The organism is Microbulbifer mixtoriginis (SeqCode) (assembly GCF_052468275.1).
In genome coordinates this window covers 2,287,700-2,312,789 of sequence record NZ_CP174341.1, presented here as the reverse complement: position 1 = coordinate 2,312,789, position 25,090 = coordinate 2,287,700, and the positions used below count along the sequence as shown (strand labels likewise).

Here is a 25,090-nt window from a genome sequence, read left to right as displayed (position 1 = left end):
AAAAATTAGTCCTGAAACTCAAATGCCTCCGCTAGCAGCAGCTCTCGTAGGGACTGCCATTGATCTTGCGGTAAAGAAATAGACACTGTTACCTTGCTGGCATAATCCGCCTGGCCGCAACTACCCTGATGACGGGCCACCAGAAAACGCAAGCGGGATTCCTGGGCAAAATCACAACATACAGAAGCCTGCTGTAACGGCACAAAGCTCTCCAAAGGCATAGCCTGTAAAGCAGCCCCCACCGATCCCCGATAGGCACGCATCAGGCCGCCAACCCCTAATTTGGTTCCACCAAAATAGCGGGTCACTATAGCGCCCACATTGCCAACACCCTGCTTGAGGAGCAGCTCCAGCATTGGGCGCCCTGCACTGCCGCCGGGCTCACCATCATCATCGGCTTGCATCATAGTGGGGTTGGCGGGATTGCCGATAATCAACGCCGTGCAGTGGTGACTGGCATCCGGGTACTGCTGGCGAATTTCTTGGAGTTGATGCTGAAAGGCCGTTTTATCCGTTACTGGTCCCAACCAACAGATAAAACGGCTTTTCTTCTCTTCAGTCTCACTGACAACGGGAGATGAGGGAATCTGATAGGTCACCGGCAAATGCGTCCCAGTGCTGGCTTTTTAGTTTTTCGTAAAGTGGCTGTAGTTTAGTTTGCCACACCTTATCGTCCACGATGCCAACGTGTTTACAACGGATAGTGCCCTCGGCATCCACCAGGAAGGTTTCTGGAGCACCAAAGACGCCCAGGTCCAGGGCCAGTCGCCCGTCCCTGTCGGCAACGCTAAAGAGATAGGGGTTGTGAAATTTATCCAGCCATTTTATGGCCGCTGAATCATCGTCCTTGAGGTTAACACCAATAATAGGTACGCCCTGCTCTGCAAGGGCGTTGAGGTAGGGGTGCTCAACACGGCAGGCCACACACCAGGTGGCCCAAACATTAAGAAGGTGCGGCCCCTTGGGCAGGTCGCCTTTTTGCATGACTTGCTTGTTATCAGCAACCTTTTCCAGGGAAAACTCCGGCACTGGCTTATTCAACAATGCCGAAGGCATTTCCTGAGGATTCAAAAACAAACCACGCCAAAACAAAAGCGCCAGGGCCACAAAAATTATCAGGGGTAAAAAGAGTTTTAATCTCGACATTTAATTCTTCCCGAAACTTAGGCCGCCGCCAAATTACCGCTGAGAGATGCCTCACGCGCAGCCTTAGCTTTGCGATAACGCTTATCCGCCACGGCAATGCCACCACCAATAGCCATTAGCAGGGCACCCAACCAAATCCACACCACAAAGGCCTTGTACTGCAGGCGCACGGCCCAATCCCCACTGGGATTACTGCGGTCCAATGGCTCGCCGAGGGCAACGTAAATATCACGGAATAAGCCAGTATCAATTGCCGCTTCGGTCATCGTGTTGCCGCCAGAGAAATAATTGCGCTTCTGCGGATACAACTCTGCAACCGGCTTGCCATTCTTGCTAACGTGAATCACGCCCTCGAAAGCACGGTAATTTGGGCCTTGTGCCAGGCGTACTCCACCGAAATCAAAGTCGTAGCCAGCCACCTGGTGGCTATCGCCAGCACCCATACGCAAATCTTCTTCCACGCTGTATACGGTCGTTAACACTACCCCCAGCACAGCCACTGCCAAGCCTATATGGGCAAGATGCATCCCGTAGTAACTGGCGCGCTGACGCTTAAGGCCGGCGACAAAAGATTTGGCATTGCGGGTTTTGGAAACGATATCTGCAAGGCTCGCGCAAAATACCCAGGCGCCAATAAAGAGGCCGAGTACCGCACCCCAGTGGTAATGGTCAAAGGCCAGAGGCCAAACCAGAGCCACCACCAGGGCTGCCAGGAATGGCAGGCGCCAGGCGCTGAGAAGCTTGTCCCAGCGGCTGTCTTTCCAGTTCGCACGCACCCCCATCCCCAGCAGCAGGCAAAGCACCACCATCAGGGGCACAAAGAACAGGTTGAAGAAGGGAGGACCAACACTGATTTTGCCCAGGTTCAAGGCATCTGCCACCAGCGGATATAAAGTGCCAGTCAGCACCATCGCCATAATCAAGATCAGCAGGATATTGTTACCGAGCAGGAAGGTCTCCAATGAGCGGAAGGAAAATACACTGCGAGCACTCACTGCTGGCGCACGCAGCGCAAACAACAGCAAGGAGATTCCCACAACCACCGCCAGAAATCCGAGGATAAAGCTACCGCGTAACGGGTCAGTGGCGAAAGCATGCACGGAAGTAATCACCCCGGAGCGCACCAGGAAGGTGCCCAACAAGCTCAAACTGAATGCAAAAATTGCCAGCAGAATAGTCCAGCTTTTAAACAAGCCGCGCTTTTCCGTGACTGCCAATGAGTGCATTAGTGCGGTACCCACCAACCAGGGCATCAGCGAGGCATTCTCCACGGGGTCCCAGAACCACCAACCGCCCCAGCCCAATTCGTAATAGGCCCACCAGCTACCCAGAGCGATTCCAAGAGTGAGGAAAGCCCAAGCGACTACCGTCCAGGGTCTGGCCCAACGAGCCCAAACCGCATCCAAATGCCCGCCCAAGAGCGCAGCAATGGCGAAAGCGAAGGCGACAGAGAATCCCACGTAGCCCATATACAATAGAGGCGGATGGAAAATCATCCCTGGATCCTGCAGCAGCGGATTCAGGTCGGAACCCTCCATCGGCGGGAATGGCAAAGTGCGATCGAAGGGATTAGACGTCAATATAATAAAGAGGAAAAAGCCGATCAGTACCATACCCAGCACTGAAAGCACTCGCGCTAACAGCTCCGGCGGCAACTGGCGGCCAAATAGCGCCACAGCCGCAGCCCAGCCTGCCTGGATCAACAGCCACAGCAGAATAGAGCCCTCATGACCACCCCACACCGCGGTGACCTTATAGTAAATCGGGAGAATACTGTTGGAGTTCTGCGCTACATAGTTAACGGTGAAGTCGCTCTGGATAAAAGCGACCGTCAGGCAGACATAAGCGATAAAAACAAACGCAAAGACGCCCAAGGCCAGTGGCCTCGCGGCCTCCATCCACAGGGGACGCGCACTATAACTGCCTGCTATTGGCAATATCGAAAGCGCAAGAGACAGCAGCAAGCCGACTATCAGCGCAAAATGGCCCAGTTCAGGGATCATATCTTCGCTCCATCGGTGCAGCCTTCGTGGGAAACCATGCTTTCCGCAACTTCAGGAGGCGTGTAGTTTTCATCGTGCTTGGCTAGTACCTGATCGGCACGCAAGACGCCACTGGGCATCAGCTGCCCGCTAATCACTGCAGCTTCACCTTCTGCAAATAGGTCCGGCAGAATCTTATCGAACACGACCGCCAATTCCGCCTCACCATCGGTAATAACAAACTGAACATCCAGGCTGTCTTCCGCGCGTTGAACACTGCCCGGTACGACACAACCACCGGCGCGGATGCGCTTCTCAAAAGGCACCTCACCTGCGGCAAATGCGCTGGGAGCATAGAAATAATCCATATTTTCTCGCATCGCATAGGTGACAAAACCTACGGCGGCACTGGAAAGGGCGACCAGAACAAGTACCAGGATCAGACGTTGCTTGCGTACGGGATGCATTGTTTAGGTGAACTCCATAAGTTTTTGATCTTATCTGCCCGGCCACAGTAGCCACCGGGCGAAAAACCCTATCGATTACCAGCTAGGCTGGCTCTTCCATATCTGCCTGCTGCGCCTTAGCCTTGCGCCGGCGCTGTGCAATGCGCTGCTGCTTAAGCAACTCCCGCTGTAGACGCCGCCGCGCCAACTGTGGGTAGAGTACTAAGGCTGCGAGAGCCGCAAAAGTAACAGCAAAGGAAATCCACACATAAATGCCGTGGCCATCCATCGCCAGAAAGTCTGCAAAATTGGCAAATTGAAACTGCACTTTACTTCTCCCCAGCTAATTCCTGCTGTACCCATTGGGTTTTCATCTCGCGGCGTAGTATCAACGCGCGAGTATGCATAAGCAGGGTCCAGGCATAGGTACAATAGAAACCGATAATCATTACCAGCAGCGGGTAAAACATACTGGGATCGATACTGCTGGATTCTGTCAGGCGGATAGTTGCCGGCTGATGGAGGGTAAACCACCAGTCTACCGACTTGTAAATAATTGGGATATTCACCGTCCCGACCAGGGCTAATAGCGCACTGGCCTTGTCGGCCACCTGCTCGCGACTAACCGCTTGGGACAGCGCCATCACACCGATATAAAGAAACAGCAGGATCAACATTGAGGTAATCCTGGCATCCCAAACCCAGTAGGTGCCCCAGGTGGGCTTTCCCCAGACCGCGCCAGTAAAAAGGGATATAAAAGTGAGTACCGCGCCGATTGGAGCCGCTGCGCGCATCACCGCAAAGGAGAGTTTCATCTTCCAGATAAGGCCTATGGCGCCGCTGATCGCCATAATGTAATAGCCTGCCAGGGCCAGGAAAGCCGCCGGCACATGGATAAAGATAATACGGTAGCTATTGCCCTGCTTGGCATCCTCAGGGGCAAACCCCAGACCCCATACCGAACCCGTCACCAACAAAACAACGCTGGCCAATGCCAGCCAGGGCAACCAGCCACTGGTTTTTTGATAGAACCAACGCGGTGAACCCAAACGGTGAAACCATTGCCAAGCCAAGAAGACCTCCGAATCAATTATCCAGGCTGATACGTATTGCCCCCGCTGCCGCCAGTGGTGCCAGGGCTGCGGCAGCAGCCAACAGTGCGGCCAGAATCGCCAGCTGCGCGCTGTAGGCATAGCCATCTATTGCCGCCTGCACCGCGCCGGTGCCGAAGATTAGCACGGGCACATAGAGTGGCATAACAATTAACGCCAGCAACAACCCGGGGCGGCGCAGAGCCACAGTGAGCGCCGCACCTATGGCGCCGATCAGACTGAGGCTCGCGGTCCCCAAAAACAGCGACACAAACAAACACAAATACCCTTCAGAGGGCAAATTCAACATCAACGCCAGGAGCGGAGATAAAAGTGCCAGTGGCAGGCCCGTTGCGACCCAGTGCACCAGGGATTTAGCCAATACGGCAAAATATAGGGGCTGGGGCAACAGTGCTAACTGCTCCAAAGTGCCATCTTCAAAGTCCCCACGGAACAAACTCTCTTGAGAGAGCATGGTGGCAAGCAGCGCCATCACCCAAATCATTCCCGGCGCCATTTTCGCCAATAGTTCGGGCTCTGGTCCCACTCCCAATGGTAAGAGAGCGAGAACCGTTACAAAAAATAATAGTGGGTTGGCAATATCTGCTCGCTTGCGCAGTGCCAGGAGCATTTCAATTTTAAAGAGCGCCACAAAACCTGGGGTAGCGCGTGCTCCAACAGACTTTTGTTGGACATCAGTTAAAGACATGCTCTCCCCCCATTTCGTTAAAAGATTCCTCAACTGCATAGTCAGACAAATCGACAAAGTCCAAGCCAGGCAGGTTGAGAGGCTGGTGGGAGGTCAGAAGGAGAGAGCCGCCACATGCAAGATGGTCAGCCATTTGTTTTTCCAGTGCCGCAACACCGGTGACATCCAGAGCAGTCAGGGGCTCATCGAGAATCCACAAACAGGGCGACAGGGGAAGAAAGAGTCGCGCCAGCGCCACTCGGCGATTCTGGCCCGCCGATAAGCTGCTGCAAAGAGCACCCTCAAAGCCGAATAGATCAACCCTGTCCAGAGCCTCCATCGCCGAGGTCTCTGTAGCCCCATACCAAGTAAGGTTTTCCAGAGGCGTAAGACCTCCCCGAACCCCACCACGGTGGCCGATATACAAAAGGGACTCACGCATAGCGCGCAGTCCCTTGGGAAAGGGGCTATTGCGCCAGAGAATCTCCCCATTGAAATCACTGGTGCTGCCGATCAAGGTACGTAACAGTGTGGTCTTACCGGCACCATTACTTCCCTTGATCTGGATTGCCCCACCGGCATCCAGGGAGAAATCAAGACCCTCAAACAAGCGCCGGCCATCTCGCTCACAGGCGAGATCGCGCACTTGCAATACAGCTGGGGACTTGGGAGTCACAGACATTGCTTGGATAAAACCGCTCTGACGAAAATCTGAACGGCATTATACCGGCACTTGTGCTAATTGCATGATATTCAACACCCCTGACCTCATTAACTTGATCTCAAACAAGAATCCTTAGGAATTCAGCGGGTTTTTTTACGCCAGTATTGGCCCCATGCCCAAGCTCTGATATTTTCCTGAGGGTTGTGAGTTGGTACCCAGTACCACCCCTCATAGGAATTCGAGGGAGACTCAGTAGTCAACATCAATAGAAACTTTTGATGTAACCCGGTGCTGAATAAAAGCACCGGACCAGCCTGTAAGGACACACAATAATGACTAGCCTAGCTGTGGATGCCAAACGCTGGCTTGATACCAGCGCCATAAGCGGTGACGATATCCTTCTCAATCGCCAACCCTTCCCATTTTTTGTTGCCCGTGATGTTTTAACCAAGGAGATGATGCCCTCCTTCCTGAAGGACTTTCCACACCTTAAGGGGGCCGGTTACCTCCCCTACGAGAAGCATGAATGTGGAGATTCCATCAATACCCTGATTGAGGAATTTACCCATCCAGAATTCGCCGATACGATCGGGAATAATCTAGGAATAGAAAAACTCTCCCAGTATCCAACCTATGTATCTATCAGCCGCACCCTGAAAAAGCGTCATGGCAGAATTCACACCGATGGCAAATCGAAAATTGCCACGGCCTTACTCTACCTCAATCCTGAATGGACGCTGGATGGCAACGGCTGCTTACGCTTTCTAAAGCGCATTGACGACTTCGAAGATACCGTCGCCCCAGAAGTTCCCCCTTCTTACGGGACACTTGCTGCTTTTAAGCGCGCCGAGAATTCCTTCCATGGCCACCTCCCCTTTGAGGGACAGCGCCTGGTTATTCAAGTTGCCTGGCTGGTAAGCGCTGCCGATAAAGAACGCAAAGCCAAGCGAGGAAAGTTTTCTTACAAACTCAAGCAGCTGATGGGCTGGTTTGGCGGCAAGAAAAAAGAAGACAAGGAAGATACGGTTACACAAATGTAAATTGTTCTGACCATTCATGCTTCACAGAGGGTTCTGGCCTATGGCCGGCACCCCCTTCCTACCCAATCCCAAAATTAATTCCCATTTTAGAAATCAGCACCAGAGATGGTTTAAAAATTCCAAAAACCGTCAACGTAAAGCTCAATGACAGGTTGTTGGCCGCTTGATTTTTATCAATTGAAATAGTCGAAAGAAGATAGGCGAGATACTTATTACGTAGATCCAGCTGGCTTCGATTAGCTGGTACTAATGCAAACCAAGCATTAACAAGAAAGAGTGCAAAGGCGAAAAATTTAATTGTGCGGTGAACCCTGTTAACGCTCTTATATCACCTACATCAACTCGGCAGGCACCGCACTATCCTAAGACTATTGGTTAATTGTTTTTTAACTAGGCATCAAAGTCGTAATCCATTAATTCTCGACTTAAGCGTCTTTCCTCCAGTTTATCCTCAACCATGCGACGAGCATCCCGTGGCGGCTGAGATGTAGCTTGCCTTAGTACTTCATTTGCAATTTGTGGAATATCCACATCATCAAAAACCATGTGCTTTTCGTTTACGTTAACACCCATACGAAACTCCATAATCTTGATCCGTGAAAGCAGAAACATCCTTATCGCACTTTACGGTGCATTGGCAGATTAGCGATGCCAAACAATCCTGGTCAAGCAGAAATTTACAAGACAACTATGACAGGTTTACTTCAGAATATTTTAAAATTCCGTCATGCAAAATCATCCGCGAATTAACCCATTAAATGTTACAAAGCTAACAAGATAAGTTGAGAAAATTACCAAGAATTGCCGAAAGTGAAAGAGAAGAGATACGGCGGGAAGTGCAGTAACCCTGTCGCCATCATGTTACTTCAAGTGACAAGGTTCAAATTTTTAGCGGTTTCTGGAAAAGTAAGGGGACACTCTCAGATAGACAGAGAAGATAAACACGACATGACATTTGTCCTCGTAGCAGATAGAATGGCCGCCCTTCGCAACCAACTGCGATCTGCCCCCGTCGGTTAACAGGATAAACCACGGACCTCCTAAGTCCGGACTGGTGGTTCGAGTCCACCCGGGGGCGCCATTAATCACTCCCCCGCAACGCATCAGCTTTACTTCAGCACTTCTGTCAGCTTATGAAACCAGTGCTTTAGCTGAATGCATAAAAAGCGCCAGAAAAAGCCCCGCCAGAAGAAGGCCACCCCAAAACATCCTAGCAGAGCGGTTTATATTCCTGCCTCGCTTCGCCTCTTCCCTCGCCGTCTTCGTCATAACTCAACTCCCTTTGTTACGCACTATCGGGCAACAATAGCAGCTCCTCCTTAAAACAGCACGCTTAGAGGCCTCCCCAAGCCCCTCTCCCAAACAAGCAGAGCCCGGGCTGAGCCGGGCTTGTATCACCTTAGTTAGCTGATAGGCGCTACTGTTTCTGCTTTTGCTTCTGCATATTATTGTTACCGCTGCCATCATTAGTGCCATTGGGGGTTGTGCCTGGATTCGTAGTGCCATTCGGGCTGGTACCTGTATTATTAGTACCGCTACCATCCTGCATATTCATCATCTTATTATCAGACTTGTCCTTGCCGTGATGACGCCCCATTTTATGCCATTCATCCTTAAACTTGGCCCAAAAGGACTCCTTCGGCGCCTTGGTACAAGCCGTAATAATCATCGGTGTCACCTTTTCAGTGCCATCGATATCCAACATGTCACCCTCTTCCTTACCACGCTTTGAGTAAGCTGAAGCCCAGTACACCGCCTTTGGCTTAAATTCATCATCAATAGCCAGGAAGTCGGCACAGGTCCAGTCCTTTGCTGGCTTCTTGGGGTGTTTGTCTGCCAGGGCAGCAGAAGCAGCAAGACTGGCAATTACCAAGGGAAGGATGTAATGCGTGCTTTTCACAATAAAATCTCCAAGGTTTTCAGGGGCATTACCCCGTGAATTGACAGCAGGTAATATGCAATCCGCTCGCTTCCCAGGAGCAGACCAAGCCGATACCGGCTGGTCACTTTGGGCTGTGCGCAATATAGCGAGTTACTACCTTACAGGCCTCACTCCAGCTCCATAACAGCGGAAACACTAGCCAAGGCACCTCGTGAAAGACTACCTGACCCAATGAAAGGATAGACGCTTTTTTCATTTTTTGGCGTGCCATTCATAAAACCGTCGGAAAATTCTCTTGATCTCTCAGCTACCTATTAACTATCTCTGCTCCCTCCCAATCATTTCCCTCTTGCTCTTTCCCAAGTAGGGAAATTCCAATCCAGATAAACCAGACGATCTGACTTACGCCAAATATTTCCTGAAAAATTTCCTCTGGATAAATAGTGGCAACACCTGCAGTACCAACGAGCAGGCCAACTAGATTCAGGTATCTTGAAAACACTCCCGCTCGCAAAGCGACTGAACTTATTATGAGTACCCAGAGGCCACCCACCAACTCATTGCCACCCCCCAGGCTTTCAACCATCAGGTAAATCACACCCCAAGCTTCAAAGGCCTTATCCGGGCTGAGCTCCATCAATCCAATGGCATAGGCAAGCCCAATATTGGCAATCATACCGCTAGCAATCACCAATCCCACCCAGATTGCCCCAAACAGCGACGCCAAAATGGTGAGTCCAGCATTTTTATTTTTTAACTCTTCATATAAACCTACTACCAAACACCCCAACAAGACAGCAAAGACTAAATACATCAATGTGTATACAATATTAAAAAGTAATTGGTTCTCCTCCAAAAATCTCATCTTTTCAGCAGGGCTTCCGGCGGACGGGAAAGCCCAAAATAAACCAAAAAATATAAAAGCAGCGATATAGATTAGCCCCATACCTATGGCCGAAACTCCTGCAATTCTATTCATGCCTCCTCCAACTGGAAACTGATTTAAGGAATTACTTTACCAACTTATGATCCCTAACGGACCAAGAATATCTTCAATTATGCAGCCTTCAATAACCACTACCACAATCCCCAACGCACTAGAAGTTCAAGTGATCGCAGAACCTAGCCTTTAAGCCAAAGGTAGAAGGTGTCCCTTATCACTAGACTGACATTAATGTCAGAATTCTTTAAGAACCCCAAAGAGATTTCTATTGATGTCCGCAATTCAGATACAACAACCAGCTACCAGTAAATAAATTAGCCAGCCAAGAAAGTAAAATGGGATATTGGAAATTCAAAAAAGAAGAGGAAGGATCGATAACAGAATTAGTAGCCTTGAAACAATATAATTTGATTGCAAATGATTACACGCAATGTAAGAGATCACTTTATAGCAAGCCAGTAATAAGTGGCTTGCTATGGGGTGTACTTCTCAATTTTTTACTGAGCGAGCCTGTACTTTCTGGCAATAGCTCTAAACTGCTGTATATAAATAGTACGAGCGGGCTGATAAGGAGGTAACCACTTATCAGGCCCTCGGCCATTCCGGCTCAGGCCATGCCCCTTGCCAATCAACCAGGTATTGGCCGGGTCTTCAGCAAAGACCCTACGTTGCTTGCTACTCCAGCCCCTCCCGCCATGACGAAGAGCCCACGACTCAGGAACAACTGGCTCAACATCCAGATCGGAAGCCTGTTGAATAAACTTACCGCTATAGGGGTCCATCCACAAACCTGAGACTACCTTGCAGCCATCTTCTCCGCCCAGTGTGACTGGAGCCAGGGAAAGGCGGACTAACAACTTATACCGATTGCTTTCACAACCCTCTGAAGCCTCCCCTTCTATAGGCCCCGCCAAACCGGATGGCGATTGCAATGTACCCTCATTGCAACCAACAATTACAAATATCAACACCATGCATATAATACGTAGGAACATCAAAAAACAACCCGAAAAAGTAACAACACTTCTAAACGCTTATCCTGATAAGTATACAATTTTCTGATAAGCCAACCTACCAACAAAACCTACAATTGTAATTAAAATATTCCACCACCTTCTAATAATCCACCAGAAACACCCTTGATGTAGTTAATCCTTCCGCCAAACTTAATTACCTCAACTTCCCTATCAGATAAGTCATTCCTTAACCATATCGTTTTATTGCGGCTAAGATTCTTAAGCTCCAAATACGTATTATCACCAGTGAGACTCGCAAGATCAAAAAACTGAAGCCTATCTCCCTCACCAAAAAACTGATAATCACTCTCATTCCCCATAGTCAATATCAATACTCCGTGATCAATAAGGTTTTTCCTATAGGGCAAAGTAACACTTTTAGCGATGACGCAACGAATACCTAAATAGCGCAAAGTAATTGCCGCATGTTCTCGTCCAGATCCATACCCCAAATTGTGCCCCGCTACAAGAAATAGATCCTCTTCAATTTCTCTCGCTCGCTCATAAAAGGAGTTATCAATTCTGGAAAAGGTGTGGCGACTCAATTCTGGGATATTTGACCACATTGGCAATACCTCTGCACCAGCGGGAATAATGTCATCCGTAGTGACATTATCCTCTACTTTCAAAATAACCGGCCCATCAATCACGCTAAGCATCTTCTCCATAACTGGCAGCTTTTTAATATTGGGCCCTTTTTTTAACTCCACTTTTACAGGAATTTCTTGCGGGGCCCCCATCAGCGGTCGCATATCCAACAAGGTTTCCGGCTCTTCATAAACGGGATATTCCATATCCATTTCTCTTGGGTCTGTAATTTTCCCAGTGAGCGCACTCACAGTAGCGGTTTCTGGGCTGCACAAATAAACCTGGTCCTCTTTGGTCCCTGAGCGGCCAGGGAAGTTGCGCGGTACCGTTCTGAGGCTATTATGACCACTCGCTGGGGCCTGCCCCATCCCAATACAACCGCCGCAACCGGTATCATGTAAGCTAGCACCCGCCCCTATTAACCTCTCGAGATCACCGCTCTGGATCAGACCATGTAGCACTTGGCGTGAGGAGGGGTTTATATCGAAAGACATATTATCTGGCACATGACGACCACTCACTATTAATGCCGGTATAGAGAAGTCACGTAATCCGGGATTTGCAGAAGACCCAATATAGCTCTGGGAGACTGGTCTGCCGCTAACTTCTTTAACTTTCACCACCTTATCTGGTCGCGAAGGGCAAGCAATCATTGGCTCGAGCTCGGACAGATCAATAAAGGCCTCTTCATCATAAGTAGCACCTTCATCAGCGCTCAGCTCCGTAAAATCTTCCTCTCTAGACTGCTGGCGAAGAAAAAACCTAACTTGATCATCAGCCGGGAAAACACTGGTTATAGCCCCCATCTCATGCCCCATATTGGCAATAACATGCCGATCCATAGCGGTTAGGTTTTTTAATCCGGGTCCGTGATATTCAACAATCTTATTCCAACAGCCACTAGCGGTGTATCTACGTAAAAGCTCCAAAATAATATCTTTTGCACTTACCCATGACTGCAGATTACCCTCCAAATACACCCCTAAAACTTTCGGCATGACCAAGGTGAGTGGACACCCTATCATCGCCAAAGCAATCTCAATTCCCCCTGCGCCCATTGCCAGCATGGAAAGTGAACCTGCAGCACAGGTATGACTATCAGCTCCAAGCATTGTTTTGCCAGGAATTCCAAAACAAGACATATGTACAGGGTGACTAATTCCGTTTCCGGGGCGCGAATACCAAAGTCCAAATTTTCGACAGGCGCTCTCCAGGAAAACATGATCATCCCCATTTCTGTGGTCTGCCTTCAGAAGGTTATGATCTACATACTGCGCACAAAGCTCAGCTTTTACAGATCTAGCCCCCAGAGCCTCAAGCTCTAGCATGACCAATGTACCCGTGGCATCTTCACTGAGAACCTGATCAATTTTGAGCTGCAAAACCTCCCCTGGAACCATTTTCCCACTAATCAAATGACTCTCAATCAACTTTTCAGCAAGATTTAACCTGCTCAAACCACCACCCGCTTTCGAGAAGACTAATTGGAAATAACAAAAGCGCTTTAATTAGATATTAATCTGCTTGAATAGAAATTAGCAGTTTTGGAGAAAATTAAGTAAAAGGCGAACCTCTAATGATATTTAAAAGATAAGCCATGTGAAATTTCTTAAATTAAAATCACAAATATAACAACCTATTCAGCAGCTATTACCTAGAACCAAAATCCAATAAATGGGCATTACAAGCACAAAAAACCAATGTGCAGCTTCACCCAATTAAAATAATCAGCATTCATCAACGAAATCAGAAATAGAAAACCTTAGCAATACCGTCCTTAAATATTTAAAGCCATAAATTTATAAAAAAAGTCTCAACAAACCTCCACTTCCTAACTTAAGAAAAAGATCATTATTCTATTTAACCTTAAGAAGAAGGCTTATAAAGAACCAAACCCCAAGAAGAACAAGCGTTCAACTGCTGGCCAATAATCAGTTGGCAAGAGCCTGAAAATCAATATCATAAAAAAAACTTTAGATAGGCTGACCAGACAGCCAGTAAAGGGCAAAAAGAAAGAATCCAACACAATCTCAGCACCCAAATCAAGAGTCAAGTGCAACCCCTACATGCTCATCGAACATACAACCACTATTGCATACTTAGTCATACACAAGACATTCCTCTAACAGAAGTAGATTGCCGTTCATCCAGCCACTAAATGGTATCTGGATACACTTCTGCTACTATTGGCTGGAATAGTACAAAACTATCATTTTATGATCATAAGAAACTTCTTCACCCTAGATTTCCACACACATTTAACCAGTGTCTCAATTTTTAACTTAACGAGGATTTTTATATTGAAATATTTGCAGCTTACTAGCTTTACTCTGATGCTACTTTTAATGGGATGTTCTTCAGAAAATTCTGGAGATCCTAGCCCTGGTGTAGGCTCAGATAAGGATAAACATGGATGTATAGCTTCAGCTGGCTACCTTTGGTGCGCAAAAACAAACGCGTGTGAACGCCCATGGGAGCTGGCAGAGAAGGCTGATTTTCCAAACACCTCAGATGATTTTGAAGAGTATTGTGGTAAGTAAGAGTGACAGTAAAATATTCGCTGACCCTCAATGCCACGCCAAGACTTATTTCTTTAACCCCTCAAGCTACCAACCAAGACAAATACCTCTGCTGATGTAAGCAGGTGAGGTAACAAACCTGCTGTAGCCTCAAACATCTATTGGGAGTTTCACACTCACAGGGAATCGGCTTGTACTATTTACCAGCCTGCTCATTCTGGAACTGAGCCACCCAATGAATGATTGTGAGGCCAGACTAAACAAGCTGTAGCGTCTGGAGGGTAGCACTCTGTATATTCCTGAATGATAGAATTGCTGTTGTACTGCATGTTCTTTACGGTCTCATAGCTATAATTCGAAAGAGGCTCTCCGCTAGTTGGCATCAGCTAAATTCTTACCCTTTTTTTGACTCAAAAAGTTCGGGATGCTTATTCTTCCAATTGTTGATTGTTTGCTGTGTTGCCTCAAAGAATTGGCCTAGCTCTTTGTCAGCCAGAACCAATTCAATGAGCTTTGTGGCCTGCTCAATCAACCGCTCCAACTTGCTATCAATGCGCTGGAGCCTGGTTTGAATGTCGCCCTTAAACTCAACCATGTGTTTTTGCCCCAGAACGTGCATAGCTGATTCATGCTGAATTGCCTGGGTGTTGGCGGTTATCCCTTTCTCAACATAAGAACCCTACATGAAAAAACCAGCCACCAATAAGATAATGCTGGCAATTTGGGTAATAATTATGCTTTTGCTAAGATGCCAACATTCTGCTGCTTGGGTCATAGGATTTACCAAGCAGAATTAATTTTCTACGAAATTTGATTGATAGAAGGTTTGCTTTGAGGGCAAAAGGGACTTCGATTATAGTCCTTTAAGTGCCCATATTTCGACATCCCTCGCTTTAAAAAAGGTCCAAAATCTAAAAATTTATGTCCAAAACTTAAAACCAGCCAAGCGATATCCAAGTAGATTGTTCATGTTAGAGCAAGGTTATTTAGTTAGTATAAAAGTCTACTCATGCCACCTAGTGGTGCTTTTACAAGGAGAGTCACTATGCCATTCGCTGAACCATGGAGAAGATACTGTTCTGGAGACTTTTTTTATGGGTTTTCGGGAAGTAGAGCGAGGCTAATTCAACAGCTAACGCAAAGAACCATGCAGGATTTTGCCAGCAAAAACACGGTCGCATGGCTTGATCAATTACTAACCGGCACTGCTGTACACGATTGTAATTACTTAAATGAAGACTTTAATAATTTCTGTCGTAGTAAAGAAAAATATAAATGTGTTGTATCAGATGATTCCAGTACAGAGCCACCCCAAACAGGGGAGGAATCTGAAGACAACAAAAGGTTCAGAAGAAAGAGTAAAGCTGGAATCGAGTTCTTAGTAAAACACCATCACTTCATACATTTTGCAATAGACTATGATATGGATTGGAATGCCGTAATTACCAAACCAGGACAAGGTGAAGGTTTAGTAGAAGCAAAATTTCCATTTGAAAGAAAAACAATGTATCAGTATGACTTCGGTAATGGTTTAAAAAACCGTGTAATTACATATGCAGAAATTAGATTTATCTATAGAAACAGGAATGACGCAGATTTCATGAAACGAATACAGTTTTGGTATCAAGATGCCGCTAACTCTGATAGCGCGTTCAGTCCTGAAGCTCCTCCTTGGGAAAGATACCCTGAAATCTGGGAAAACTATAAACCCAAAAGTGAAGCTTGATTAACTGACAACCCTTAAAAATCACTATTTATAGTTTGTCCGTCTGAGTACCATGCGTTTTATCATATGAACGCATGGCACCCATTCCGAGCATGGCCGCTATCATCGAGAACAGCGCACCAGTTTCTAGCACTAGCGGTGGAGTCACCCCTGTAAGTATTGAACCCTTAGCACTGTAGAGGGCCCAGACCCAACACAGCAATGGATATAAAACAAACTGATAAGCGAAGGCCAAGCCCCCAACCCATCCAATCCAGGGACGCCAGCCAGCGACAAATATGCTTTTATGCTGGGCCTCGGCTTTGTTGACCTCCAGCTGTCCGAGAAGCAATTGAATTTGAATATTTAGCTCTACCAAGCTGTCCCTTTGCTTGAGCTCCTTCAGCTTCTGTACTTCCCCAGCACATTTAACCGGGTCAGGCCAACTGCGCTCAATAGCCATTGTGCCTGCATCAAAAATTGCTGTTAGCGGATCGTAACTCCACTCTGTGAGGCAGGTGCGCTCGCCTGGCATAGATTCAAGGTCATCCAGGTGAAGGAATCGTCCTTTTAAATGCTCCCTTCTACTTTAACCCTATACCGGTGAAGTCTTCCTGTTGGGTTATTTGGATTAACCGGTAGGCTCTTCCTAAAGCCACCTGCACATCGACAACCTGCCCGGTAGCATGAGTCATGGTGGCATTAACACGGGCATTATGTGCTGGGCAGCAGAAACCGGAATTAATGACTATTGGCTTGCCATGGCACTCCCTGACTTTAATCAGGCGATTGAGCGTTTCATCTTTGAAATGGTTTTTGCCACAACAACAGGCGAACTCCGGCTCTGTGAAGTAGTCTTTTTGGGACATTGGCAGTCTCAAATTTTAGACATAAAAAAACCGGCTGGGGGGCCGGCTTAAGAAAGGATGAACGGTCGCTGCATGAAAACCAGAGCAGCTATGGGTATAGTAACCCCCGCCCTCACACACTGTCAATATATACAACTGTATATTTATACAACCATATACACTGACTTAAATTTCAACTCGCCAAACTGGCACAAAAAATCCCGCATTCAGGGAATTTATGGACATTTAGCAAAGGAATTTCGTACTTATCCCAGCATGGGGCTTCTATATAGTTCTGACAAAGAGAAAGCCAAAGGTTTTCTACTTGCCAATATGGCACCACATTAACTTTTATTGCTTATTAAACTGCCAGCATAGGTTTACCGCTTGACATATTAACTTCGCCTCACATTAAATTTTACATCGCCGCCTAATCAAAAAATGGAGAGGACCAATGAGGACCTACCCGATAATTTTTACATTAATAATTAACTTATTTTCTTCAAGTAATACATTCGCCAATAAAAGCATGGATAACATATTAGAGGATTCGAATTATAATTCGCTAAAATCCGTATCCGAACGTTCAATAGCCAATAAAGATATTTCTCGCTCAGACTTAGTTCAACTCACAAATAGAGCGCAGTTTCAAGTAGAAGAATCTAACGCATCCATACAGGCAGATTTATCTGTTGATGGTCAATCAGTAAGATTTATTACAGAAAAATCTCAGAGTAACCCAGACTTTCTTAACATAACCATCAGGGTTGCTAGCGCGAACTACAATATAGAGTTAGATCTCGAAAACTCCGAGTATGTAGTGTCTGGTTATGGCTCAAAACTTGGTATTGAAGGAAAACTACTTATTGCCGCTATAGCTTGGAAAATGGAAGAGAATAACTGGCATAAATCCGAAAACTTATACAAATCCAAATCATATAGGATCGCCAACTGGTTCTCTGAAATGCCAGCAGGAATGATAATGCATACTATTGATTCAAGAACCAAGCCAGAGAAGGGCGAACCAGACTCTAATAATAGACAATCCATTGTACCCCAAATATAAGTTTTAGCCCTTTGACCTTACCTCCCAACTTCAGGGAAAGCAGCTGAATCCTCACAACTGCCACCTTTAAGTCCGACAATACCTCTATACGAACTTGGTGATTCCCCAGCTATTCTTTAATCGCCAGGGTGATAACAAAAAACTGCTGCTTCTGGATTATCACTGCAGTGCGGGTGTAGATTTTGAACGCTATATCAGTTGCATTTCACAGGCCTTCCAGCGTGGAAGTATTCAGGATGGGCACCGACTTCTTGCTCCTGGCCTGCCACTAAGAGAACTCGCTTAAGCTCTTAGGCGGACTGTATAAGCGGGACCTTCTTTGATTTGTGGATCTCTACCAAATAAACCCTTTCAGCCTCTATATGAATGTTCAGTGCTATCTTCCGGCGTAACTCGTAGAGCGGTTTCTATTACTTTTCCATGTGCTCTACCTTTATTGCTTGACAACCTACATTGCCTAGCATGTCAGCGATTGGTATGCCACGAGAACAACAATTGCCCAAATACTTGGCACCTTCGCTTGCTGCCCCAATGCGCAATATACAGAGGGAATTACATTTATTTGTGGCATGAGCAATAAAAATTACTATGGTGAGGGATATGTAATGGCATCAACCTTAATATCTAGAAAATCTCGCAGCATACCTCGCAGACATAAAGTCGAAGGACCTACAGGTTATAAGCGCAACAGCATTTACCGAATGATTAAAGAGGGCAGCTATCCTCATCAGCGACAAATAGACCCAGAAGCCGTGGGCTGCAAAAGCCAGGAAATCAAGATTTAATAGCAGAACATAATGCTAGGTCGAAGCCGAGCTGCTCTCTATCTACGGCCATCATTGAATAATTGCCTGTTAAAGAGCAAAGCGGAGGCCTGACAGGAGACTGAAGATTCTTGAAACGAAAAAGCCCGGCATCAGCCGGGCTTTAAAATATGGCGGTGAGGGAGGGATTCGAACCCTCGATGCCTTTCGACATACACACTTTCCAGGCGTGCTCCTTCGGCCACTCGGACACCTCACCAAATTGTCACCCTCTGCGAGGGCAATCCTCTTTTCAGAGGAGCTCCCTCTTTAGCAAAATCTTCAAGGAAATCAGGAAGATAGCTGCTGTCTCATCGAGAGAGCGCGCACTTTACCCAAATGTTTCCGGTTGTGCAAGTACTAATTTGCTTTCCACTGTGAAAAAAAATCATCCACTTGTAAATCCGGTGCCTGGCGTGCCGCTTTATCGGGGGTTCCACAGTAGATAAACCCATCAATTCGCTCATTTTCAGCCAAACCCAAACCTTGGGCAACCTGGGGATTATGGGCTAATGGTCCGGTGCGCCAGTAAACACCCACCCCTTCGGCATAGGCGGCTGTGAGCATTGCCTGCACCGCCCCTGCTGTGGACATATGTTGCTCCAGGTGGGGAACCTTGGGGTGTTCCTGTAACCGTGTAATTGCCACAATAATCAAGGGGGCGCGCAGGGGCATCGCCAAGGTACGTTGACGCTGAGCTTCAGTTAGGGGATCACCTTCAGACTGCTCAGCCGCTTTTAGAAATATTTCCCCAAGGCGCTCGCGCTCTTGGCCCTCTACCATTAGAAACCGCCAGGGGCGTAGGCAGGCGTGATCCGCTGCTCGCAGTGCTGCGCGAAAGATATTTTGCCGCTGCTGCTCATTGGGTGCAGGCTCGACCAGCTTGCCCGTTGAAACTCTATTATGCAGGGCGGTCAGGGCATCCATCGTTCTCTCCATTTACTGACTGAGCGCTGAGTGTACCCTAACCCATCTGCGCAGCGCATACGTACGCCCTACATAAAAACCCTGTACAGGCATCGGTTTTTTAGCAATCTGGCTTTTGTAGGAGTACACTTCGCCCAGTAAATCACTGCGCAACCACTTGCTCCCAGAACTTTCCGGGACCAATCTGTGGCCTGCCTGCGGTTTGTTTATTACTGCTTAACGGACAAAAAGATAACCACAAATGCAGGACCAGCTTGAGGGGAACAAAGGGCGAAATATCAGCCCTCATTACTCGACTTATTTTCGCTGCCTAATTCTTTTTGCGGCTGCGGGAACCCTGGTAACTGCAATCGAGTGGTCATCTTCTTGGCAACCGGACAAACTGCTCAATGTTGGTGCAGCGGCTTTTATGCTGGCTTATTGCACTTTTGCTCAATTCATACTCTACAGATCCCGCGATAAGAAGGCTTATAAAACCCGTCGCATCCTGAGATTTTCCGATACCGTATTGGTAGGCATTACCGTTGCCCTGGCTAATTTCAGCATGCTGCCATCTCTGTTATTCATTACGATGGTTCAACTCAATGCGCTTTCCCTGGGAGGGGGGCGCCAGTGGTTTGAGCACAACACCGGCCTTTTAGTCGGCGTGGTACTGGGTTACCTGATGCACAGGCCGGCATTATTGATTAACGCCGACCTCACCATAAGCACCATGAGCCTGATTGGTATCCTGGTCTACCTCTGTGCCTATGCCTTTTTTACTCACCGCCAGATTGGCAAGCTCAAGGAAGCCAACCACGCCCTGGCAACAGAGCAGCGCGTAAGCAAGGTGCGCTCTTACAAACTCTCCAAGTATTTGCCACAACGCCTGTGGCGCTCCGTAACCACCGGCGATGAAGAAGCACTGACTACCCAGCGCAAGCTGCTTACGGTGTTCTTTTCCGATATCAAAGATTTCAGCCAGTTGACCGAAGAGCTCGAAGCGGAAACCTTTACCCTCCTACTCAACAACTACCTCTCGGAGATGGCCCGAATCGCAGGCCAGTATGGGGGCACCATCGACAAATTTATCGGCGATGCGGTGATGGTGGTCTTTGGGGATGATGAAAGTAAGGGCCCCAAATCCGACGCCCTACGCTGTGTGGCTATGGCTTTGGCGATGCGCAAGCGGGTGCGGGAAATGAAGCAGGAGTGGTACAACAAAGGGATCTCACGCCCTTTGCAGGTGCGCATGGGCATTAACACTGGCTATTGCACCGTGGGTATCTTCGGCACAGCCAACTACCAGTCTTACACCGTAATGGGCACCCACGTGAACCTGGCTTCCCGCCTGGAAGGCGCAGCACAGCCGGGGGAAATCCTGATTAGCCATGAGACCTGGGCAATGATCAAGCACACTGTTATGTGCCGAGACAAAGGGCATATTACGGTGAAGGGCATCAGCACCCCGGTTAAAGTCTACCAAGTCACCGACTTGCGCAAGAATCTCGGCGGACAGCAGAGTTACCTGGAGGAGCACGCCCCAGGCTTTTCTATGCACCTAGACCTGGATAAGATTCGCAACTACGACAAGGTCAAGGTACTGCAATCCCTGGAAAAAGCCACAACCAGCCTTAAAAGCAAAGTGATTATCTGAGCTTAGGGACCCGTCACATTGTGGTATGCATTCTCATTGCCAGGTTCCCCATGATCCAGGCAGTCCCCAAGACAATAATCAGTAAAATCAGCGTTGAAAAAAGGATCAGAGCCAGGTTATCCCGCCCTTCCTTTTGCGTTGTAACATTCAAGAAGCATTTGAGCTGTACCGCCAATTGGGCTACCCCAAGCAAACCTACCAATATAAGTACACTCTTGTATTCCTTACCCAGAGCCAGTACCGCCCAGAATGCAGCCAACGTAAACACAACCGACAGCACATACCCGGTAAGATAGGTGCGCAAATGTGCGGAAAAACCGGATTTTTCAGCCATAGACCCAGCCACCAAAATAAACTACTGAGAAAATCCCAATCCAAATCAAATCCAGGAAATGCCAGAACAGCGCCAACCGTAAAAAGCGCAACTTCACCAAATCAGTCATGCCCACTGTAAGTACCTGTGCGATCATGACCAGCATCCACAGGCAGCCAAAGCTGACATGTAAACCATGTAGGGGCACCAAACCAAAGAAGGCTGATAGATATCCGCTGCGCTGGGGCGTCCCTCCCTTGGCTGCCATTTCAGAGAAATCGAGCAACTCAAGAGTTAAGAAGCCCAGCCCCAACAGTAAAGTCACCACCACCCAAAACAGGAAACTGCCCTGGCTGCGCTGGTGCTTCATGGTGATAGTGGCTATCCCCACAGTGAGACTGCTGGTGAGTAGCAACATGGTCTGCGCAAAAAGACTGCCGAAATCAAATAGCTCTCTGGGACCAGGGCCGCCTGCGGTCGCACCAATCATGGTGATATAGATAGCGAAAACGACCCCGAAAAAAATCAGGTCGCTCATCATAAAAACCCAGAATCCAAAGATCACCATATCCGGGTCTTTATGAATGGCTCCAGGGCTCTCTCTCATCCCCTTATTTAGCGCTGATGAATTCCCGTTCATCGGTAACTAATGCTCCAACTTAGCGTAGCCATGGTTTTGCGGAGTATTTTCCAGATCCCTGCCCACCGGTTCGGTATTTTTCACTAGCGTCAGCCATTTCTCCGTATCCTGCTGTACCTGGCTCGCCGGAATAATTTGCTCACTGTCCCAGCGGAAGGTAGAGGCGATCACCACAATGATAATGGCCAGAACAGAAATCAGGGCCAACCACCACATGTACCAGACCAATGCAAACATCAGGATGCCGCTCAGAGCGCATAGAATAAATCCCAAAGGGTTATTCTTGGGCATCTCTATATCCCGATAGACTTTTGGCGGTAAATAAGCACGCCCCTGCTCCTTAGCCTCATTAAATTCATCCCGGTCCGTTACCCTCGGCAGTTCCGCAAAATTGTAGGAAGGTGCAGGGGCTGGGATCGACCATTCCAGAGAGCGCCCATCCCAAGGGTCCCCCACAGGAACACGATTTTTCTTGCGATCCCGTAAACTGACCAGCAACTGCAATACCAGGCTGATCAATGCGCATAACACCACCATGGCCCCGATAAAAGCCACCACCATGTAGGGCTTGAAAGTCAGATCCATATAGCTGAATGAGCGCCTTGGCATCCCCAGTAATCCTGCACCATAAAGGGGAAAGAAAGTGAGCATAAACCCGGCTACCCAAAGATATGCCGACCACTTACCCAAGCGCTCATCCAGGCGAAAACCAAACGCCTTGGGGAACCAGTAGTTATATCCGGCCAGCAAACCAAATAGCACTCCTGGAATTAGCACATTATGGAAGTGCGCCACCAAAAACAGGGTATTGTGTACTTGGAAATCTACCGTGGGGTTCGCCAGAATCACTCCAGACAATCCACCGATCACGAATAAAATCAAAAATCCGATGGCGTAAATCATTGGAGTGGTAAAACGAATTCGCCCGCGATACATCGTCGCCATCCAATCGTAGACTTTGACCCCGGTTGGCACCGCGATCAGCATGGTGGCGATACCAAATACAATATTGATGGTGGGACTCTGCCCCATGGTAAAGAAGTGATGAAGCCACACGGTAAAGCTCAATACGGCAATAGACATGGTGGCAATTACCAATGACTTGTAGCCATATAGGCGCTTGGCGGAGTAAGTGGAGAACACCTCAGAAAAAATACCGTATGCCGGCAGTACCAACAAATAGACCTCCGGGTGTCCGAACAGCCAAAATAAATTGGCATAGTTCATCATATTGCCACCGAGATCATTGGTGAAAAAGTGAAAATCCAAATAGCGGTCGAAACCAAGCATTAACGCCGCAACACTGAGTGGCGGCATAGCAAAAATCATCAAGATGGAGGAACACAATACCGTCCAGCAAAACATGGGCATACGGAAAAATTTCATGCCCGCAGCACGGCATTTTAAAATGGTGACGGTAAAGTTAATCCCCGTAAGAGTGGTACCGGCCCCGGAAAATACAATCGCCCACACCCAGTAGTCTGGTCCCACGCCGGGATTAAAGTCCGCCCCCGTATAAGGCGGGTAAGCAGACCAGCCCCCAGTAGAGAATTCCCCCACCACCAGCGAGACCATCAACAGAATCCCAGAAGACACGGTGACCGCCAGGCTAATCTGGTTAAGTACTGGGAAAGCAACATCGCGAGCACCAATCTGTAATGGCATTACAAAGTTGACCAGACCCACAACAAAAGGCACGGCAACAAAGAAAATCATAATAGTGCCGTGGGTGCTAAATAGCTGAGCGAAGTGATCTGCGTAGAGGAAACCATCTGGGGCAGCAGCCTGCTGTGCCCGCATCACCATGCCTTCCAGCAGTCCTCTGGTCATCATCACCAGGGCAAAGACTATGTACATGATGCCAATTCTTTTATGGTCTGTGCTGGTCAGCCATTCAGACCACAAAGTGCCCCATACGCGAAACCAGGTCAGTAGAGCGAGGATGGCGATGGTGGCAAAAACAACAATGGCACCAGCTGTACTGGCCACCACTTCACTCACCGAAAAATCGGTAAACAGCTTACTGAAAACGATAGAATCCCAGCCCAGCTTTCCCAGCCAGCCATAGTCGGTAATATTCATGGCTGCGCACCCTCTGTTTTATCCTCACCCTGACCAAACTTCACCGTGCCGGGCTGCTCTTCCATACTAAGGGGCTTGCCCGAGTGATATCGCATAACAATGCCTTGAAATAGCTCGGGATCGGCAATGGTAAAATAGAGGGCATTGCTGGGCATTTGAGGCGTGGCCAACTGCTTCTGCATCTCTTTGCGGGTACTTCTTTCAGCCAGGCGATTATAGGTCTGAGCATCCAGCTCAATCCCCCTGGCGCGGACCTGCGCCACCCAGGCCTGAAAATCCTCTTCACTTTTAATCAATACATCAAATTTCTGCTCGGTAAATCCCTTGCCGGTATATTGGGTGTTTTCACCCTGGGTTTTACCATTCTTAGTCGCAATAAAATTGAGTCGTGTGGTCATGCCCGGCATCACATAGATCTGCCCCGCTAACGCCGCAATCCAAAAAGACTGCATCACGGTATCGCTGGTTAAAACCATGGAGACCGGAGTGTGTACAGGAACAACCAGTTCACCTACTGTGGCAATTTTTAAGTCTGGGTAGATAAACAACCACTTCCAGTCCAGTCCCACCACTTGCACTTGGACAGGAGGAAATACGCCTTCTATTTCCTCATAGGGGTCCAGAGCAATGGTTGCGCGCCAAAGCATAAAAGAGAGAACAAAAATCACCATAAAGGGAACACCCCACATGACGACTTCCAAAGGGCCGTAAGATTCCCACTTGGGCGCATAAATACCTTTTCCCTTCTTACGGCGATATTTAAAGAGAATAACTGGCACCAGAATAAACACGGGCAGCACCGCTACCATGGTAAGTGCTGTCGCCCAGAAAAAATGGGTTTTCTGTTCATGGGCAACGGGCCCCAAAGGCATCAGAAAACTTTCAGTGGCAGAGCTTGAAGAGGGAATCAAAAAAAGAAAAAGAAATGCGAAAAGAAGGAATACTAACCAGAAGGATCGGTGCTCAATACATCCCCAGTAGCGAACCCAGTATTGCACAAACCTGACAGGGGCCACGGTATTCCAATCCATTGCAATGCCTACCGACCTTAGGATTCAGCAGGCA

At 48.0% G+C, this 25,090-nt stretch carries 28 protein-coding genes and 2 tRNA genes; 7 read left to right on the top strand and 23 right to left on the bottom strand.

All coding sequences use genetic code 11. The features are described 5' to 3' along the window. Window positions 1–5 precede the first annotated feature (5 nt). The 8 genes from ACJJIC_RS10235 to ccmA all read right to left on the bottom strand — a co-directional run bounded on the left by ACJJIC_RS10235 (window position 6) and on the right by ccmA (window position 6,035). The gene (locus ACJJIC_RS10235) at window positions 6–599 is read right to left on the bottom strand and encodes an IMPACT family protein (protein ID WP_444910043.1); all 594 of its coding nucleotides are present in this window, start codon (window positions 597–599) and stop codon (window positions 6–8) included. Then, window positions 562–1,146, bottom strand: coding sequence for a DsbE family thiol:disulfide interchange protein (locus ACJJIC_RS10230; protein WP_444885463.1), 585 nt, complete (start codon window positions 1,144–1,146; stop codon window positions 562–564). Before ACJJIC_RS10230 ends, ACJJIC_RS10235 begins: the two co-directional genes overlap by 38 nt. 17 nt (window positions 1,147–1,163) lie before the next feature. After that, window positions 1,164–3,149, bottom strand: coding sequence for a heme lyase CcmF/NrfE family subunit (locus tag ACJJIC_RS10225; RefSeq protein ID WP_445356852.1), 1,986 nt, complete (start codon window positions 3,147–3,149; stop codon window positions 1,164–1,166). Then, a complete protein-coding gene (gene ccmE, locus ACJJIC_RS10220; RefSeq protein WP_252085318.1) occupies window positions 3,146–3,595 on the bottom strand; it encodes a cytochrome c maturation protein CcmE in 450 nt (149 codons plus the stop codon). The genes ACJJIC_RS10225 and ccmE overlap by 4 nt, the downstream gene beginning before the upstream one ends. A gap of 82 nt (window positions 3,596–3,677) precedes the next feature. Further along, a complete protein-coding gene (gene ccmD, locus ACJJIC_RS10215) occupies window positions 3,678–3,902 on the bottom strand; it encodes a heme exporter protein CcmD (RefSeq protein ID WP_252085317.1) in 225 nt (74 codons plus the stop codon). A 1-nt stretch (window position 3,903) separates the two neighbouring features. Further along, complete coding sequence (locus ACJJIC_RS10210; RefSeq protein WP_252085316.1) at window positions 3,904–4,647, bottom strand: heme ABC transporter permease; 744 nt, start codon at window positions 4,645–4,647, stop codon at window positions 3,904–3,906. A gap of 13 nt (window positions 4,648–4,660) precedes the next feature. Next, window positions 4,661–5,374, bottom strand: coding sequence for a heme exporter protein CcmB (ccmB, locus tag ACJJIC_RS10205; RefSeq protein ID WP_444924642.1), 714 nt, complete (start codon window positions 5,372–5,374; stop codon window positions 4,661–4,663). Further along, a complete protein-coding gene (gene ccmA, locus ACJJIC_RS10200; RefSeq protein ID WP_445356851.1) occupies window positions 5,361–6,035 on the bottom strand; it encodes a cytochrome c biogenesis heme-transporting ATPase CcmA in 675 nt (224 codons plus the stop codon). Before ccmA ends, ccmB begins: the two co-directional genes overlap by 14 nt. 314 nt (window positions 6,036–6,349) lie before the next feature. Here ccmA and ACJJIC_RS10195 point away from each other — a divergent pair, with 314 nt between their 5' ends. Further along, on the top strand, window positions 6,350–7,057 hold the full coding sequence (locus ACJJIC_RS10195; protein ID WP_444910047.1) for a 2OG-Fe(II) oxygenase: 708 nt from the start codon (window positions 6,350–6,352) through the stop codon (window positions 7,055–7,057). A 390-nt stretch (window positions 7,058–7,447) separates the two neighbouring features. Here ACJJIC_RS10195 and ACJJIC_RS10190 read toward each other — a convergent pair whose 3' ends face one another. Next, a complete protein-coding gene (locus tag ACJJIC_RS10190) occupies window positions 7,448–7,630 on the bottom strand; it encodes a PA3496 family putative envelope integrity protein (protein ID WP_252085312.1) in 183 nt (60 codons plus the stop codon). A 432-nt stretch (window positions 7,631–8,062) separates the two neighbouring features. On the opposite strand from ACJJIC_RS10190, the gene ACJJIC_RS10185 reads away from it, so the two are divergent. Beyond that, window positions 8,063–8,138: transfer RNA gene (locus tag ACJJIC_RS10185), tRNA-Arg, on the top strand. Between the two features lie 336 nt (window positions 8,139–8,474). On the opposite strand, the gene hdeA is transcribed toward ACJJIC_RS10185, so the two are convergent. From hdeA to ACJJIC_RS10160, 5 genes are all read right to left on the bottom strand, one after another. After that, on the bottom strand, window positions 8,475–8,957 hold the full coding sequence (gene hdeA / locus ACJJIC_RS10180) for an acid-activated periplasmic chaperone HdeA (RefSeq protein WP_444910048.1): 483 nt from the start codon (window positions 8,955–8,957) through the stop codon (window positions 8,475–8,477). A gap of 289 nt (window positions 8,958–9,246) precedes the next feature. Beyond that, window positions 9,247–9,918 carry a hypothetical protein gene (locus tag ACJJIC_RS10175; protein ID WP_444910049.1) on the bottom strand — a complete coding sequence of 224 codons (672 nt, stop codon included), beginning with the start codon at window positions 9,916–9,918 and terminating at the stop codon, window positions 9,247–9,249. A gap of 461 nt (window positions 9,919–10,379) precedes the next feature. Further along, entirely contained in the window at window positions 10,380–10,814 is a 435-nt protein-coding gene (locus ACJJIC_RS10170; protein WP_444910050.1) for an HNH endonuclease, read from the bottom strand. A gap of 164 nt (window positions 10,815–10,978) precedes the next feature. Continuing rightward, window positions 10,979–12,943 (bottom strand): aconitate hydratase, encoded by a 1,965-nt coding sequence (locus ACJJIC_RS10165; RefSeq protein ID WP_444910051.1) that lies wholly within the window; start codon window positions 12,941–12,943, stop codon window positions 10,979–10,981. A gap of 422 nt (window positions 12,944–13,365) precedes the next feature. Next, entirely contained in the window at window positions 13,366–13,539 is a 174-nt protein-coding gene (locus ACJJIC_RS10160) for a hypothetical protein (RefSeq protein ID WP_444910052.1), read from the bottom strand. Between the two features lie 247 nt (window positions 13,540–13,786). Between ACJJIC_RS10160 and ACJJIC_RS10155 the strand changes: the two genes are divergently transcribed. Beyond that, window positions 13,787–14,026 carry a hypothetical protein gene (locus ACJJIC_RS10155; protein WP_444910053.1) on the top strand — a complete coding sequence of 80 codons (240 nt, stop codon included), beginning with the start codon at window positions 13,787–13,789 and terminating at the stop codon, window positions 14,024–14,026. A gap of 373 nt (window positions 14,027–14,399) precedes the next feature. On the opposite strand, the gene ACJJIC_RS10150 is transcribed toward ACJJIC_RS10155, so the two are convergent. Then, on the bottom strand, window positions 14,400–14,624 hold the full coding sequence (locus ACJJIC_RS10150) for a hypothetical protein (RefSeq protein WP_445356850.1): 225 nt from the start codon (window positions 14,622–14,624) through the stop codon (window positions 14,400–14,402). A 426-nt stretch (window positions 14,625–15,050) separates the two neighbouring features. Here ACJJIC_RS10150 and ACJJIC_RS10145 point away from each other — a divergent pair, with 426 nt between their 5' ends. Beyond that, a complete protein-coding gene (locus ACJJIC_RS10145) occupies window positions 15,051–15,731 on the top strand; it encodes a hypothetical protein (RefSeq protein ID WP_444938707.1) in 681 nt (226 codons plus the stop codon). A gap of 28 nt (window positions 15,732–15,759) precedes the next feature. Here ACJJIC_RS10145 and ACJJIC_RS10140 read toward each other — a convergent pair whose 3' ends face one another. Continuing rightward, complete coding sequence (locus ACJJIC_RS10140; RefSeq protein ID WP_445356849.1) at window positions 15,760–16,245, bottom strand: 3TM-type holin; 486 nt, start codon at window positions 16,243–16,245, stop codon at window positions 15,760–15,762. A gap of 49 nt (window positions 16,246–16,294) precedes the next feature. Then, entirely contained in the window at window positions 16,295–16,579 is a 285-nt protein-coding gene (locus tag ACJJIC_RS10135) for a D-Ala-D-Ala carboxypeptidase family metallohydrolase (RefSeq protein ID WP_444910057.1), read from the bottom strand. 433 nt (window positions 16,580–17,012) lie between these two features. Between ACJJIC_RS10135 and ACJJIC_RS10130 the strand changes: the two genes are divergently transcribed. Then, a complete protein-coding gene (locus ACJJIC_RS10130) occupies window positions 17,013–17,624 on the top strand; it encodes a hypothetical protein (protein WP_444910058.1) in 612 nt (203 codons plus the stop codon). A gap of 569 nt (window positions 17,625–18,193) precedes the next feature. Continuing rightward, complete coding sequence (locus ACJJIC_RS10125) at window positions 18,194–18,409, top strand: AlpA family phage regulatory protein (protein ID WP_444924635.1); 216 nt, start codon at window positions 18,194–18,196, stop codon at window positions 18,407–18,409. A 150-nt stretch (window positions 18,410–18,559) separates the two neighbouring features. Here the strand turns inward: ACJJIC_RS10125 and ACJJIC_RS10120 are convergent. Then, a tRNA-Ser gene (locus tag ACJJIC_RS10120) sits at window positions 18,560–18,647 on the bottom strand. Between the two features lie 140 nt (window positions 18,648–18,787). Further along, a complete protein-coding gene (locus ACJJIC_RS10115) occupies window positions 18,788–19,354 on the bottom strand; it encodes a nitroreductase family protein (protein WP_444910059.1) in 567 nt (188 codons plus the stop codon). Between the two features lie 241 nt (window positions 19,355–19,595). Here ACJJIC_RS10115 and ACJJIC_RS10110 point away from each other — a divergent pair, with 241 nt between their 5' ends. Beyond that, window positions 19,596–20,990 carry an adenylate/guanylate cyclase domain-containing protein gene (locus ACJJIC_RS10110; protein ID WP_445356848.1) on the top strand — a complete coding sequence of 465 codons (1,395 nt, stop codon included), beginning with the start codon at window positions 19,596–19,598 and terminating at the stop codon, window positions 20,988–20,990. 13 nt (window positions 20,991–21,003) lie between these two features. On the opposite strand, the gene cyoD is transcribed toward ACJJIC_RS10110, so the two are convergent. Genes cyoD through ACJJIC_RS10090 form a run of 4 tightly spaced genes read right to left on the bottom strand, consistent with a single transcriptional unit; the run spans window position 21,004 to window position 25,056 of the window. Beyond that, window positions 21,004–21,324 carry a cytochrome o ubiquinol oxidase subunit IV gene (gene cyoD, locus ACJJIC_RS10105; protein WP_252085298.1) on the bottom strand — a complete coding sequence of 107 codons (321 nt, stop codon included), beginning with the start codon at window positions 21,322–21,324 and terminating at the stop codon, window positions 21,004–21,006. Further along, on the bottom strand, window positions 21,317–21,943 hold the full coding sequence (locus ACJJIC_RS10100; RefSeq protein ID WP_252085297.1) for a cytochrome c oxidase subunit 3: 627 nt from the start codon (window positions 21,941–21,943) through the stop codon (window positions 21,317–21,319). The genes cyoD and ACJJIC_RS10100 overlap by 8 nt, the downstream gene beginning before the upstream one ends. Window positions 21,944–21,949: 6 nt before the next feature. After that, window positions 21,950–24,025, bottom strand: a complete 2,076-nt coding sequence (locus tag ACJJIC_RS10095; protein WP_444888549.1) for a cbb3-type cytochrome c oxidase subunit I — start codon at window positions 24,023–24,025, stop codon at window positions 21,950–21,952. Further along, the gene (locus ACJJIC_RS10090; RefSeq protein ID WP_444910060.1) at window positions 24,022–25,056 is read right to left on the bottom strand and encodes a ubiquinol oxidase subunit II; all 1,035 of its coding nucleotides are present in this window, start codon (window positions 25,054–25,056) and stop codon (window positions 24,022–24,024) included. Before ACJJIC_RS10090 ends, ACJJIC_RS10095 begins: the two co-directional genes overlap by 4 nt. Window positions 25,057–25,090 lie beyond the last annotated feature (34 nt).

Excerpts from the sequence above, each read along its gene's own strand:
- ACJJIC_RS10230 (WP_444885463.1), bottom strand. The coding sequence starts at position 1,146 with ATGTCGAGATTAAAACTCTTTTTACCCCTGATAATTTTTGTGGCCCTG.
- ACJJIC_RS10225 (WP_445356852.1), bottom strand. The coding sequence starts at position 3,149 with ATGATCCCTGAACTGGGCCATTTTGCGCTGATAGTCGGCTTGCTGCTG.
- ccmE (WP_252085318.1), bottom strand. The coding sequence starts at position 3,595 with ATGCATCCCGTACGCAAGCAACGTCTGATCCTGGTACTTGTTCTGGTC.
- ccmB (WP_444924642.1), bottom strand. The coding sequence starts at position 5,374 with ATGTCTTTAACTGATGTCCAACAAAAGTCTGTTGGAGCACGCGCTACC.
- ccmA (WP_445356851.1), bottom strand. The coding sequence starts at position 6,035 with ATGTCTGTGACTCCCAAGTCCCCAGCTGTATTGCAAGTGCGCGATCTC.
- ACJJIC_RS10195 (WP_444910047.1), top strand. The coding sequence starts at position 6,350 with ATGACTAGCCTAGCTGTGGATGCCAAACGCTGGCTTGATACCAGCGCC.
- ACJJIC_RS10190 (WP_252085312.1), bottom strand. The coding sequence starts at position 7,630 with ATGGGTGTTAACGTAAACGAAAAGCACATGGTTTTTGATGATGTGGAT.
- ACJJIC_RS10175 (WP_444910049.1), bottom strand. The coding sequence starts at position 9,918 with ATGAATAGAATTGCAGGAGTTTCGGCCATAGGTATGGGGCTAATCTAT.
- ACJJIC_RS10150 (WP_445356850.1), bottom strand. The coding sequence starts at position 14,624 with ATGCACGTTCTGGGGCAAAAACACATGGTTGAGTTTAAGGGCGACATT.
- ACJJIC_RS10145 (WP_444938707.1), top strand. The coding sequence starts at position 15,051 with ATGCCATTCGCTGAACCATGGAGAAGATACTGTTCTGGAGACTTTTTT.
- ACJJIC_RS10140 (WP_445356849.1), bottom strand. The coding sequence starts at position 16,245 with ATGCCAGGCGAGCGCACCTGCCTCACAGAGTGGAGTTACGATCCGCTA.
- ACJJIC_RS10135 (WP_444910057.1), bottom strand. The coding sequence starts at position 16,579 with ATGTCCCAAAAAGACTACTTCACAGAGCCGGAGTTCGCCTGTTGTTGT.
- ACJJIC_RS10130 (WP_444910058.1), top strand. The coding sequence starts at position 17,013 with ATGAGGACCTACCCGATAATTTTTACATTAATAATTAACTTATTTTCT.
- ACJJIC_RS10125 (WP_444924635.1), top strand. The coding sequence starts at position 18,194 with ATGAGCAATAAAAATTACTATGGTGAGGGATATGTAATGGCATCAACC.
- ACJJIC_RS10115 (WP_444910059.1), bottom strand. The coding sequence starts at position 19,354 with ATGGATGCCCTGACCGCCCTGCATAATAGAGTTTCAACGGGCAAGCTG.
- ACJJIC_RS10110 (WP_445356848.1), top strand. The coding sequence starts at position 19,596 with ATGCAGGACCAGCTTGAGGGGAACAAAGGGCGAAATATCAGCCCTCAT.
- cyoD (WP_252085298.1), bottom strand. The coding sequence starts at position 21,324 with ATGGCTGAAAAATCCGGTTTTTCCGCACATTTGCGCACCTATCTTACC.
- ACJJIC_RS10100 (WP_252085297.1), bottom strand. The coding sequence starts at position 21,943 with ATGAACGGGAATTCATCAGCGCTAAATAAGGGGATGAGAGAGAGCCCT.
- ACJJIC_RS10095 (WP_444888549.1), bottom strand. The coding sequence starts at position 24,025 with ATGAATATTACCGACTATGGCTGGCTGGGAAAGCTGGGCTGGGATTCT.
- ACJJIC_RS10090 (WP_444910060.1), bottom strand. The coding sequence starts at position 25,056 with ATGGATTGGAATACCGTGGCCCCTGTCAGGTTTGTGCAATACTGGGTT.